3 protein-coding genes are annotated in these 14,120 nt (G+C 62.2%); all 3 read right to left on the bottom strand.

Annotation, left to right across the window (positions count from 1 at the left end; translation table 11 throughout):
• Positions 1-7: 7 nt before the first annotated feature.
• Positions 8-2,203, bottom strand: a complete 2,196-nt coding sequence (locus INF77_RS04450) for a type I secretion system permease/ATPase (RefSeq protein WP_193532616.1) — start codon at positions 2,201-2,203, stop codon at positions 8-10.
• A complete protein-coding gene (locus tag INF77_RS04445) occupies positions 2,200-3,603 on the bottom strand; it encodes a TolC family outer membrane protein (protein WP_041908566.1) in 1,404 nt (467 codons plus the stop codon). The genes INF77_RS04450 and INF77_RS04445 overlap by 4 nt, the downstream gene beginning before the upstream one ends.
• A gap of 80 nt (positions 3,604-3,683) precedes the next feature.
• The gene (locus INF77_RS04440; protein ID WP_193532617.1) at positions 3,684-13,790 is read right to left on the bottom strand and encodes a BapA/Bap/LapF family large adhesin; all 10,107 of its coding nucleotides are present in this window, start codon (positions 13,788-13,790) and stop codon (positions 3,684-3,686) included.
• Between the last annotated feature and the right edge of the window lie 330 nt (positions 13,791-14,120).

Here is a 14,120-nt window from a genome sequence, read left to right as displayed (position 1 = left end):
GGCCACGTCACGCTGACTGATTTTCATTTTTCCACTCCCGTCCGGTTGCTGCCTGCTGCTGTTGCTGCATGCGGCTGTTGTTCAGCGCCTGCGCTTTTGGCGCGTCCATGACCAGCATCCCATCTTTCAGCACGACCACGCGCTCCACCAGCTCCAGAACCGGCACGCGGTGGGTGGCGACAACCAGCGTCCGGTTGCCGAGCCACGCCCCCAGGCGCTGGATAAATTCCCGCTCGGTGTGTTCGTCAAGGGAGGCGGTCGGCTCGTCCATCAGCACGATATTCGGATCGCGCAGCAGCATCCGCGCCAGCAGAATCGACTGCCGCTGCCCGCCGGACAATCCCACGCCGTTCTCCATGATCGGGTAGTCCAGACCCTTTGGCAGCTTCTGCACAAAGCTGGCCGCGCCGCACATCTCCAGCACCTCGAAGATCTCTTCGTCGGTGGCGCGCGGCATGCCGAGGGTGATGTTCTCACGCAGGGTGCCGTAAAACAGCCGCGCGTTCTGGGTCATAAAGCCGACGTTTCGCCGCACGTCGGCCACGTCCAGATGCGGCAGGCTGAGGTTGTCGAGCCGCAACTCGCCGGCGGCCAGATCCATGCCGCCCGCCATCGCCTGCAGGAGAGTGGATTTGCCCGCGCCGTTACGCCCGAGGATCGCCACTTTCTCGCCCGGCCTGATCTCCAGACGGTTAATGCGCAGCGCCATGCGCGGATCTTCCGGCTGATAGCGGAACTGCGCCTGCTCGAAAAGATAGTGTCCGCGCAGCACGTCCTGGCGGATCGGCGTCTCTTCACGCTGATTTTCAGTAGGAAGCTGCATAATGCTGTCCAGCCCCTCTTTGGCGGCCTTAACCTGCTGCCAGCGGGCGAGCACGCCGCACAGCGTCGCCATCGGGGCGATCATCCGGGAGGCCAGCATTGAGGCGGCTACCACCGAGCCGGTGGTCAGCGTGCCGTCAATCACCATCGGCGCGCCAACCACGATCACGGCGGCGTAAACCAGGCTCTGGACGGTCATCCCCCAGCTGATCAGGTTCTGGGTCAGCTCGCGGGTGCGCAGGCCGGATTCCGCGGCGATCTGGATATAGCTGTTCCACTGCTGCAAAAAGCGGTTCTCCGCCTGCATCAGCTTGATGTCCTCCAGCCCCTGCACGCTCTCCACCAGCACCGCGTTGCGCAGGGTGGATTCATGCGCCGACTGCTTCGCCAGCTCCGCCAGCTTTTTTTGCAGCAGCAGGCCCGGCAGCACCATGATCACTGCCGCCACCGGGGCGATCCACGCCAGCTGCGGCGCGATGATCGCCAGCACCACCACAAACAGGAAGAAGAAGGGCAGATCGACAATCGTCGAGATGGTGGAGGAGGTGACCATCTCGCGGATCTGCTCCAGCTCGCGCAACTGGGAGATAAAGCTGCCGGTGGAGCGCGGAATGGCGCTGTGGCGCAGCCGCAGCGCGTGGCCGAACACGCGATCAGAGACGCGCAGATCCGAGCGTTTGCCCAGCAGATCCATAATGTGCCCGCGCGCAACGCGCAGCACAAAGCCAAACAGGGTGGCGATCAGCACCCCGATGGTCAGCACGTAAAGCGTCGGGTAGGACTGGGCGGGGATCACCCGGTCATACACCTGCATGGAAAAGACAATGCCGGAGAGGGAGAGCACATTGATAAACAGCGCCGCCAGCATCACCCAGCTGTAGGGGCGCAGGTCGCGCATCACCAGCCGGTAGAGCCAGTCCGGACGGTACTTTGAGATGTAGGCGTCCACGCGGCTGTCCTTAAGCGCGGCCAGCGGACGCAGGGCGATAACGTGGCGGATGGCGGGCAGCATTGCGCTCATCGACAGGCGGTTGGTGTATGTCTTGTCGTCGAAAAAGCTGACCTCGAGCGTATCTTCTCCGTCGAAATTCTCGATCACGCCGATTTTTCCGTCGTTCAGCGCCACCACCACCGGCAGACGCCAGCTGTTGATCGACTGCTGATCGGCCGTCAGCAGCTGGAACGTCAGCCCGGCTTCACGGGCAAGCTGAGTCAGCGCGGGCACCATCGGTTTGCCTTTCAGCCACGGCGCGCCCGCGACGAGCGAGCCTGGCGAACAGGCAACGCGGTAGCGCGTGGCGACAAAGCCAAACGCCTGAGCCCACTGCTCCAGCGCCTCATCCGTCATCGTTTCCCCCTGCGGGATGTCGCGTTGCTTCATGGCTGGATCTCCACGGTCTGGATGGTGCGGTTATCAAGATCGAACGCATGACGCAATTGCCCGGTGTTATAGAGGCAGTTGAGCTGCAGCTGATGCAGCTGACCGAGGGTCTGCTGCTGGGTAAAGCGCGCCTGATAGACCTCCTGCTCGGCGTTGAGCACGTCCAGCAGCGGGCGCGAGCCGAGATCGAGATACTGCTGCTGGTAGAGCTCGCGGGTGCGGGCGCTGAGCGCCTCCTGGCGGCCCTGAATTTGCAGCGTGCTTTGCAGGCTCATGACCTGGCTGCGGGCCTCCAGCAGCTTCTGGCGGACATCGAGGCGCGTGCGCTGAATGGTCGACTGCGCCGCTTCCACCGCGTGACCGGCGGCGTTGCGTCGGGCGGTGAGCCCGCCGCCCTGATAGAGCGGCATCTGGACTTTCACCCAGGCGGAATATTGGGTGCGGTCCCGCGTTTCGTTACCTGCGTAGCGATCGTTCAGATAGTGACGAACTTCCGGCTCCAGCGAGACGGTTGGCGTCATCTGCGCGTCGGCGTAGTCAAGGTTAGCCTGAGCGACGTTCGCCTGTGCCCAGGCGGCGAGGACCGCAGGCACCAGACGATCGTCCGGCTCGGCGATATCGCAGCTGCGGGCCAGCTTTTGCGGAAAGTCATTGCTGATATCGTTCAGGCTGTTCCAGCCCAGAAAGCTCATCAGCGTGGCGCGGGCGCTGTCGAGGCTGGCCTGATACTGCATCAGCTGGGCGCGTGCCCCTTCAATGCGCGCGTCGGTCTGCACCACGTCAGAGAGCGAGGTGGCCCCTTCGTCGTTACGCTGGCGGGTCAGGGTGCCTATTGATGAGAGGGCGTCAAGCTGCTCTTTGGCGGTGTCGACCATCTGCTGCCAGGTTTGCACCTGCACCATGGCGATAGCGGTATCGTGGGCGATGGTGTCGATACTGACCAGCACGTTGGCCTGCTGCTGGGCGACCCCGGCGTTTTCGGCCCGCACCTGGCTTGCCACTTTGCCGAAGTCGTAGAGCATCTGTGAAAGAGAGAGCACCAGCGACGGCGTAAAGCCGTTCTGGTCGCCGTCGTGGGAATACCCGTTGTCCATGCCGGCGTTGATTTGCGGATAGTATTTCGATTTGGCGACGTCGACCTCTTCGTTCTGTTCGTAGAGTTTGCCCACGGCTTCAGCGATCGCCGGGTGCCAGGTGACGGCGCGATTAACGGCCTCGCCAAGCTGTAGTGAACCGGGAGCGGCTTTGCCTGCCACCGGGGCGACGCGGCCATTCAGTGAGGGGAGTTCCTGCGTTTCGCGGAGCTGTCCGGTATTGATGGTTGCCGCCGGGTTTGCCGCGATGGCGGGTACAGATATCAGGCAGCACGAGAGCCACCAGTAAGGCATCTTTATTCCCATGTCTTGTCCCTAATAAATAAGTACAGCTTTATTATTTATGCCCGGGCGCTGTGCGCCCGGGTCATGTCCTGCAGGTGCTATCAGGTAATGATGTGTTGCTGGTTCACAAGCTCGTCGTACGTGGTCTGCACGTTATCAAGCGTAACGAGTGCAGTATTAGTGTAGGTGCTCCCTGCGCCGTCACGGTCGATGGAGATCACAGTGTTGCTACCGCTTTGCGTGACATTGATATAATTCCCCAGCGAGGCGGTATTCCCGTCCCAGCCCACCAGCAGATCGCCAATGTCGATCTTGTCTCCCTGCGCCAGGGAGAAGTTCGTCCAGTGGTCGCCGCCAGCGCTGGTGATGTTGCCCCCCGTCGCGTTGCCCGCCGTGCTGTTCAGCACCTGATAAATCAGCGTGTCGCCATAGGCCGTACCGCTAATCACATCGTTATGCTCCGAACTGATAAATTTCGGCGCCATGTTGATGGTCAGCGACGCGGTGTCCGTGGTGCCGTTGGCATCGGTCAGGGTGTAGTTAAAGACCTCCTTCGTGGTAATGGTAGAGAGCGATATCCCCGGGTTGAGCGTATAGGTGTAACTGCCGTCTGCGGCAATCGCCAGCGTGCCGTAGTGACCCGTGATGCTCGACTGCGTGCTGCCGGTGTAGGGATCCAGCGTAGTGGTAACGCCGTCGTAGCCGGTAATGCTCACGCGGGTATCCACCGAGTGCAGCTGGTCCATCGTCCCTGCGGAACCGGTGCCGTCGAAAATGTTTCCATCAACGGTGTGGGTGCCCGTGGCGTCGAATTGCGACAGCGAGTAGCTTGTGCCGGTGACGCTTGGGGTGATGGTGATATTTCCTACTCCCAGCGGCCCCATTCTGCCGGTATAGCTCAGGGTGTAGGTCCCCGCCTCCAGGTCGAGACCCGTCAGGTTGACCGTTGCCGTGCCGCCCAGCAGCAGCCCGCCGTTGAACGAGCCGGTTCTGACGGTGGTGGCGCCGTTGGTCAGCGTCCAGTCAACCGTCAACCCTGTAAGCGTCAGCAACGAGGCGACGTTAAACGACAGCACCACGTTGTGCAGCGCGGTATTGGCATCCACCACGAAGGTGCCGGAGCCGGAGCCCTGGGTTGAAGCGAGCAGCGCGGCGTTCCAGCTCGCCGACCCGACGGTTGTATCCGAGTACGCGGCGGTGTGGTGTACCGACGTCACGTCCATTGCGGTGCTGACATCATTCACCGCATTCATCGGCTGCGCGGTTGGGGTGATGTTGAGCGAAGCCGTGTCTTTCGTACCGTCCGGCGCGGTAATGGTGTAGACGAAGGTATCCGGGGTGCTGATGTGGTCAACGCCGACGCCGCTATTCAGGGTGTAGGTGTACTCCCCGGCCGCGTTGATGCTCAGCGTACCGTACTCGCCGGTAATGTTCGTCAGACCGCTGCTGTTCACCGCTACGCCGTTAACTTCCGTCACCAGCGTGCCGACTGGCGCAATATCATCCGACAGAACGTCCCCGGTAGTGCTCGCGCTGACGCTCGCCACGCTGTAGACATGATCCTGCAGCACGTTCAGCGTGTAGGCCGTCAGGGCGGTGATCCCTGCAGCCGTATTCAGCAGGAACAGGTACTCACCGGCCGGCAGTTGCAGCGTCAGCTGAGGCGAGGTGCCGCCCAACAGCGGCGCGCGCAGCCAGCCTGGTTCAACGCGCATCTGCTCGAAGGTCTGGGTCGCGTTGTTGAACTTATAGACGTACAGATCAAACACCGACGCCAGCGCCACGCCGCCCACGGAGGCCTGGATGGTCATGGTGCGGGTAGTGCCTTCCTCCACGTTATAGATGATGGGATTGGTCATATCGTCCAGCAGGTTCAGCCCCAGCGTGTTGCCGAGATTGATTCCCACCAGGGTAAAGCCGCCCTGGGACGACGTACCGTTGTCAATCGCGTTGACGGTGGTATCGAAGGTCAGCGAGTTCGTATCGTCAACCGCGACAATACCGCTGGTGGCGGTACCGGTGCCCAGCGACAGCACCAGATTCGCCGACGCGCTGACGCCGTTATGCGTGATGGTGTAGCTGAAGCTCTCCGTCCGGCCAATCACCGATGCGCTGGTGTTGGTCAGATCGTAGGTGTAACTGCCGTCGCGGTTAATGGTCAGCGTACCGTACTGACCCTGGATCACCGTGCCGTCGGCAGTGACGCTGGTGGTGACACCCTGGGCGTTAGTGACGGCCGTGACCGTTGCCCCTGCCGGAGCGTTGTCGCTGCCTGCGGTTGGGTCAACGTCGGTGATCACGTTACCGCCGAGGCTGGTATCGCCCGTAACGGTGCCCGGCCCGGTCTCTTTCACCGCCACGTCGAGGCTGGTGTAGGAGCCGGTTGCCAGCAGGTTAGTGTTATAGCTCAGCACGCGGTAGTTGCCGTCCGCCAGCCCGGTCAGGTTCAGCGAAACGCCTGTTGCCCCCAGGGTCAGCAGGTCGGCAAACTGCGGCTGTCCGGTATCGACTACGGTAGTCCAAGTGTTGTTAACGGTGTCAAAGCGCTGAACCACCAGCTCAAGGGTGTTGAGCAGAGAGAGCACCGCGCCCGTGGCGTTAGCGTTCACGACGATATCCGCGCTGCCGCCGCTGCCCACGGTGAAATTGACCTGAGCGGTGTCATTACCGAGCAGCGTCAGGACGTTGCCCACGGCACCGACCAGCAGGAAGCCGTAGTCGCTGTACTGGCTGTTGGTGACGGTGGCCGTGGTGCTGAGATCCAGCTCTTCGACATTATTGCTGGCGGAGAGCGGCACCACTGGCGCAAGCGCCGAGCCGGGCTGCGAGATATTGCCCGCCGCGTCGGTGGCGGTGATTTGCAGCGTCTGGCCTTCTGTCTGTTTGTTAACGAAGGTGTAGCTGTACGTGCCGTTGCTGCCCGCTGTGGTCGTGACCGTCGAGCCGTCCGTGAGTCGGATGGTGACGGTACTGCCTGCTTCAGCATTCCCGGTTAATACGCTACCGTCGGCGTTGAAGGTTCCGGTTGGGGCCGTTGGCGCGGTCAGATCGACGATAATCGTCGTCACGGCCGATGCCGGGCTGGTGTTGCCTGCGGCATCGGTGGCCGTGGCGGTGAAGTTGTGGGTGCCCTGCGTCAGCGTGGTGGTTTCCGGCAGCGTCCAGTTGCCATTGCCGTCGGCGGTGACGGTGCCCACCAGCGTGATGCCATCGTAGATCCGTACCGTTGCATTCGCTTCGGCGGTCCCGCTCAGCGCCGGACGCGTGTCGTTGGTCGGGTTGGTGCCGGTTACCGGGCCGATGACGCTGCCGACATCATCAATTACCGAGCTGATGACTGGCGCTGCCGGGGCAAGAGTATCGACGTTAATCGTGTACCCGGCGGTTGGCGCGCTGGCATTGCCCGTCGCATCGGTGGCGGTAAAGGTCAACGTGTGCGGGCCGTTGCCCAGCGCCGGAGAAGGCGTATAGCTCCACGCCCCGCCGGTGGCGATCACGCTGCCGATCTGCACGCCGTTATCGAAGATTTTCACCGTAGAACCCGCTTCCGCCGTACCGCTGAGGGTTGGCTGCGCGTCGTTGGTTATTCCTCCGTTCGCGACTGGCGTTGCCGCATTGCCGACGTCATCCAGAATGCTGGTGAGCACCGGCAGCGCTGGCGGCGCGGTGTCAATCGTCAGACTGAAGCTTGCGGACGACGCGCTGGTGTTGCCTGCGGCATCCGTAGCCTGCGCGGTGAAGCTGTGCGCCCCCTCTGTCAGCGTGGTATTGAGTAAGATACTCCAGCTGCCGCTGCCGTCTGCGGTGCCCGTCCCGACCAGCGTGGTTCCCTCATAGATATTCACGGTGGCAAACGGTTCGCTGGTTCCGACCAGCCGCGGTACGGTGTCATCGGTCGTCTGCCCGGACGTGATTGGCCCGGTAATGCTCCCCACATCGTCAATCGCCTGGCTGATAACCGGCGCGGTGGGTGCCGTGCTATCGACAACCAGCGTAAAGCCTGGCGAGGCGGGGCTGATGTTCCCTGCGGCATCGGTGACCGTGGCGGTCCAGGTGTGGCTGCCAGCCGCCAGCGGCGTGGACGGCGTAAAGCTCCATGCACCGGTACCGTCAGCCAGCGCGGTGCCGACAGGCTGCCCGTTTTCATAGATAGTGACCGTGGCGTTGGCCGTCGCGGTGCCGCTCAGCGTTGGCGTGGTGTCGTCGGTGCTTTGCCCGGAAGTGAGCGGGGTTTGAATACTGCCCACGTTATCTGCCGCGGCTGAAATGACCGGCGCAGACGGCACGCCCGTATCCACCGTCAGGTTAAACGGTGCCGTTGCAGTACCCACGTTGCCCGCCGCGTCGGTGGCGTTGAAGGTAATGGCATGCGGTCCGTCGATTAGATCGGTACCCGGCGTGAAGGTCCAGCTGCCCTGGGCATTGACCACGGCGGTGCCAATTTCGTTGCCATCAACAATCACGTGCACCGTAGAACCCACGTCGCCCGTACCGTTGAAGGTCGGACGCGCGTCGTTAGTGCTGTTACCCGACGTGAGCGTCCCCGTGGTCGGTGCGACATCGTCAATCACGCTGGTCACCACCGGCACGCCGGGGCCTGCGGTATCGACGGTGAAGGCGAAGACCGACGAGTTCGCCGAGGCGTTGCCCGCGGCATCCGTTGCGTACGCGCGCAGGGAGTAGCTGCCGTCGTCCAGCGGCGTGGTCGGGGTGAAGGACCAGTTACCGTTTACGTCGACGGTCGTCGTACCCAACTGCGTACCGTTATTCATGATGTAGATGGTGCTGCCTGCCTGTCCGGTGCCGCTAATCGTTGGGGTATTGTCGTTGGTCGCCTGCCCGCTGGTGAGGTTGCCCGTAACGCCGCCAGGGACGTTATCACTTACCGTATCCAGCGTTGGAACTGTCGGCGCCGTGAGGTCAACCACCACGCTCCACGGGGCGGAGGCCAGGCTCAGGTTACCCTGCGGATCGGTTGCCTGAACCGTGAACGCGTGTGGCCCTTCGACAAGCGCGGTCTCTGGCGTAAAGCTCCACGCGCCGGTGCCATCAGCCGTAACCACGGCAATCTGGGTAGCGCCATCGAAAATGGTCACGATGCTGTTTGCGTCCGCTGTCCCCGAAAGGGTTGGCGTGGCGTCGTTCGTTTCGCTGCCGCTCGCTACCGGGGTGGCGGTATTGCCCACATTATCCGTTACGCTGGTGATGACCGGCGTGGTGGAAATGGAATCTACCACGATGGTGAAGTCCGCCGAAGGACCGCTCTGATTTCCCGCCGGATCGGTCTCGCGGATGGTCAGAACATTACTGCCTTCTGGAAGGGCGGGCGTGGTGTAGCTCCAGGTGCCGGTATTACCAACCACCACGCTGTCCAGCAGCACGCCGTTGTTGTAGATGGAGATGGTATCACCCACCGCGCCGGTGCCGGTGAGGGTCGGCTGGCTGTCGTTGGTGGTCTGGCCGCTGGTCAGCGGACCGGTGACAGGACCCACGTCGTCAATGACCGAGCCAATGGTTGGCGTGCCCGGCGCGGTCAGATCGACGGTTACGCTGGCCGCCGGAGAGCGGCCGCTGGTGGCACCGTTGAGGGTCGCGGTCACCTCAAAGGTGTGCAGCCCCTCGCCAAGCGCGGCCGGCGTATAGCTCCAGTTGCCGCTGCCGTCGGCGGTCACCGTTGTTAATGGCGTCGTGCTACCGTCCTGATAGATAGTAATCACGCTGCCCGCTTCGGCCGTACCGGTAAGCGTTGGCGTGGTGTCGTTGGTGGTTTTGCCTTTCACATCGCCGGTGACCGGGTCCACGTCATCGACGATGGCCGTAATGACGGGTACCTGGGGCAGCTCAAGCGGCGAGTCGGTAACGATAAAAGGCACGTCAGCGCTGGCATTTCCTGCTGCGTCCGTGGCGGTCACGGTCAGCGTGGTTGGATCCAGCTGCGCCGGGCTCAGCGCAATGGAGAAGCTGCCGTCGCTGCCGACAACGCCAGTACCAATGACCGTAGTACCGTTTGTCACGGTAATGATGCTGCCCGCTTCACCGGTACCGGTCAGCGGTGTTCCTTCATCTGGCAGGCTCATGTTGCCCGGATCTGCCGGGGCAACGGTATCTACCGTCACGCTCACCGGTGCGGAACTCCCTGAAATATTGCCCGCCGGATCGCTGGAAGAGACGGTGAAGGCATACTGGCCATCCGGTAGCGTTGTGCCTGCGGTCCAGCTCCAGCTGCCGTCCGACTGTATCGTTACCGGTGCTCCTGACGGGGTACCGTCGATGGAGACGATAACGGTGGCGCCGGGCTCGCCGGTCCCGGTCAGGGTCGGCGTGCCGTCATTCGTATAAAGCAGGTTATTAGACAGCTGGCTGCCCTCAACCTCGGTAATGGCCGGGACTTCAGGCGCAAGGGTATCGAGCGTGACGGAAACGACCGGGCTCGGCGCGCTGACGTTACCTGCGGCATCGACTCCCGCAACGGTGATGTTCAGCAGGCCGTCCTGCTGTGGTGGCAGGACAAAGCTCCATTCTCCGTTAACGACATCGACACGTCCTACCTCAACGCCGTTGTTGTAAACGATGACCGTGTCGCCAGTCGTGCCGGTACCTCCGACGGTTGGCGTCGCATCGGTGATTAAGCCCCCATTCGGCTGGCCCCCGACGGCGTCAAACACCGGGACATCCGGTGCTACGGTATCCACGGTAATCGTAATCGCTGGCGACGGGTCAGAGACGTTGCCCGCCTCATCGGTGGCGGTGGCGGTATAGACGTGGCTGCCTTCCCCAATATTACTGTCAGGACGCCAGCTCCAGTTGCCGTTGCTGTCTACCGTCACGGTGCCCACGATGGTCGGTGTGCCGTTAACGGTATCAGTGATGTTGATAACGTCATTCGCCGTACCGGTGCCGCTCAGGACCGGGCGCGGATCGTTGGTGGTTCCGCCATCGGGAACGGGGCCGGTTATCTGGCTGACGCTGTCGGTAATCACCGGTGCTGCTGGTGCTGTTGGCGCATCGGTATCAATGGTGATGGTGACCGGCTGCGACGGGGCGCTTTCGTTGCCCGTGCCGTCCATATTGGTGACGGTCAGGGTAATGTCATAGGTGCCGTTAGGCAGCGGGGTAGCTGGCGTCCAGGTCCAGTTGCCGGTGCCGTCCACGAGCACATCATCAAGCTTGACCCCACCGTTGTAGATGGTCACGGTATCGCCCGGATTGCCGGTGCCGCTCAGGGTCGGCGTGGTGTCGCGGGTGGTTTCTCCCGGGTTCAGCGGCGTTTCTGTGCCGTCAGGATTGACGGTGATTGCCGGGATCTCCGGCGTGGCTGGCGGAACGGTATCTACCGTCAGTTCAAACGGCGTTGAGATGGTGGTATTGCCCGCGGCATCCGTGGCATGCACCGTCAGCGTATGCGGGCCGTCGGTGAGCGGGATAACGGGGGTAAAGCTCCAGCCGCCGCTGCCGTCGAGGGTCGCGGTGCCGAGCAGGGTGGTGCCGTCATAGACGGTAATCACCGCATCTGCCGGCGCGGTGCCGCTCAGGGTAGGCGTGGTGTCGTCGGTGGTGTCGCCGCTGGTAAGCGGCCCGTTAACGCCGCCGACGTCATCGGTTACGGTGGCGATGGTGGCCGCCGCTGGCGGCGTGGTATCGACGGTCAGGGTAAAGCCGCCTGACGGCTGGCTGGTATTACCCGCTCCATCGGTGGTGACGGCGGTAAAGGTATAGGTGCCGTTAACAAGCGGTGTGGTTGGGGTATAGGTCCACGTGCCGCTGCTGTCGATCACAATTGTCGTGAGATCGACGCCGTCCTGGCGGATGGTGACGGTTGAGCCCGGCTCCGCGGTGCCGTTGAGCGTCGGCGTGGTGTCATTGGTGCTGTCGCCAGAGTTGAGCGCGCCGAGGCGCTCTGGCACGTCATCCACCACCTGGGTAATGACCGGCGCATCCGGGGCAACGCTGTCAATGATGATGCCCCAGCTGTTGGAAACGTCGCTAATGTTGCCCGCCGCGTCAGCTGCGACGGCGGTCAGGGTATGTTGACCCTCAGCGATCGGGGTGTCCGGAGTAAAGCTCCACGCGCCGAGGCCATCGGCGACGGCGGTTCCAATATCAACCCCATCCACGCGGATGGTGACCGTGGCGTTGGCCGCGGCGGTACCGCTGAGCGTCGGAGTTGAATCATTGGTGGTCTCATTGAGGTCGAGCGAGCCAGTACGTTCAGGCACATCGTCAACGACCTGCGTAATCACCGGGGCGGCTGGCGCCGTCCCGTCGACAATAATGGTCCACGCGTTCGATTGTTCGCTCGGGTTACCGGCGGCATCCGTCGCCGTTGCCGTCAGCACGTACGTACCATCGGCCAGCGGTGAGGGCGGCGTAAAGTTCCACAGGCCGGATGAGGGGACGACCACCGTGCCGATGATATCGCTGCCGTTGAAAATCGTGATGGTCGAACCGGGTTCGCCCGTGCCGTTCAGGGTCGGCGCCCGGTCGTTGGTCAGCCCATTCTGGTCCACGGGACCGGTTGTGTTCAGCACGTCGTCAATCACCGACACGATAACCGGGGCCTGCGGAGGGGTGACATCCGGCGCAGCTGCGGAGGTTGCTGGCCCCGTGTTGCCCGCAGCGTCGGTGGCGTCTGCGGTCAGGATTTCGCCGTTGAGCTTAGGCGGGGTCAGCGTCAGGCTAAAGTTGCCCTCGCTGTCGGCCACCGGGGTGCCAAGGATAGCGTCGCCTTCACGGATGGTTACCGTGCTGCCAGGCTCCGCGGTGCCGGTGATGGTGCCGCCATCATTCGATACGACGAGGTCGCCGGGGGCCAGCGGCGGCGTGGTGTCCACAGTGAAGATGATTGGCTCTGAGGCCGCACTCTGGTTTCCGGCTGCATCGGTTTCAACGACGGTTATCGTGTGCGTTCCGTCCGCGAGCGGGCCGTCTGGTGTGACGCTCCAGGTGCCGTTCGGCAGCACCGTTGTGGTTCCAACCGCGACGCCGTTATCGTAGATAGTGATTGTGCCACCGGGCTCGCCCGTTCCTGCCAGGATCGGCTTTGACGCATCGGTAGGCGTGCCTGCGGTTATGGTCCCTCTGATCGCACCCGTGTCGTCGGTCAGCACAATCGCGGTTGGCGCGGTCGGCGGGGTAAGATCCACGGTGAGGGTAAATACCGGCGAGGCCGGTCCGAGGTTGCCGGCCGCGTCGGTTGCCCGCACGGTAATCTGGTGGGTGCTTTCAGTCAGATCGGCTGACGGGGTAAATGTCCAGGTGCCGTTGCTGGCGACGAGCGCCGTGCCAATGGCGACTCCGCCGTCATAGATGGTTACGGTGGAACCCGCCTCCGCAGTGCCGCTGAGCTGCGGGCGTGGATCGTTGGTGCTGCCGCCGTTTGTGACCGACCCCGTTTGAGGATCAATATCGTCCGTCACGCTGCCGATCGTTGGGGCATCGGGTGCGGTGAGATCCGGCGCCGTAATCGTTGTGCCCTGGCTGGTATTCCCGGCTGCATCCGTCGCGGTGGCGGTCACCTGTTCGCCGTTGGTCATCGGAGTGCCGAGAGACACGGTAAAGTTGCCGTCACTGCCGGTTTTTCCGGTGCCAAGGACGTTGCCGTTCGCGTCTTTCAGCGTGATAGTACTGCCGGGCTCGGCGGTACCGGTGACGCTTTTACCGTCCGACGAGAACTGAAGGCTGGAGGGTGCATTCGGCGGTGTTGTATCCGGGTTGGTGGGATCGACTGGCGTACTGGGGTTAGGGTTAGGATTGTTGTTATTCCCATCATCGTCATCCCCGCCGCCGCCGCCACTGGAGCTTGCCACCGCCGCGATGGCGCCAGCCGCGACAATGCCGCCCAGCGCCCACGGCCAGATGGCGGCACCACCTGCATCACTCCCGGATGCGGCCAGCAAGGCGTCCGTGGACGCGATGGATTCGTACGTGGCGGCTCCGGTGGGATCTTCAATCCACCATAACGCACCGTCACTCTCCTGGAGCACCAGCTGGCTCACGCCCTGCGCGTCGGTGACATAGAAATTTTTAAGGGTGATCACTTCCCCTGAGTGCAGTGTCACCACCAGATCGTTACCACTTCGCGCGAAGTGGGAGACATCGGCTCGCTCTACATGAAGCTCAACGATAGAGGAATGGCTCAGCGTAACCTGTGTGCCTTCCGTAGTCGTTTCCACGCCAGTGAGTTTTGATATAACAGAGATTTGGCTCATTTAGGTATTACTCCAGCAGAGTTATCGTGAACGACGAGCAAGACGAGCCATCTCTGGAGAAGGTAAAGGGCGCCCCCGGCGGAGTTACTGTTTTTTAAACAGCACTCACCGTCTTTTTAGAGCGAACGATGCCCGCCAGGATTCAGAGTGGCAACATCAGAGCGAATGTAATTACTTACGAGACAGAATGTTTGTTATGCGTATTTTGTGCCTTATAAAACCCTGTAATTAATAGAGGATTTGGTTTTGAGAATATAAAAATGATATAGCCAGAAAACGGTGAATGTGCAAATTAAGCTTTCGTAAATAAAGAGGTAGGTCGTAAAGAGG

It is taken from the genome of Enterobacter cloacae complex sp. P1B, assembly GCF_014982345.1.
Taxonomy (GTDB): Bacteria; Pseudomonadota; Gammaproteobacteria; order Enterobacterales; family Enterobacteriaceae; genus Enterobacter; species Enterobacter bugandensis.
The sequence above is the reverse complement of the archived record's forward strand: the minus strand, read 5'-3'. Positions and strand labels throughout refer to the sequence as shown.

Excerpts from the sequence above, each read along its gene's own strand:
- INF77_RS04450 (WP_193532616.1), bottom strand. The coding sequence starts at position 2,203 with ATGAAGCAACGCGACATCCCGCAGGGGGAAACGATGACGGATGAGGCG.
- INF77_RS04440 (WP_193532617.1), bottom strand. The coding sequence starts at position 13,790 with ATGAGCCAAATCTCTGTTATATCAAAACTCACTGGCGTGGAAACGACT.
- INF77_RS04445 (WP_041908566.1), bottom strand. The coding sequence starts at position 3,603 with ATGGGAATAAAGATGCCTTACTGGTGGCTCTCGTGCTGCCTGATATCT.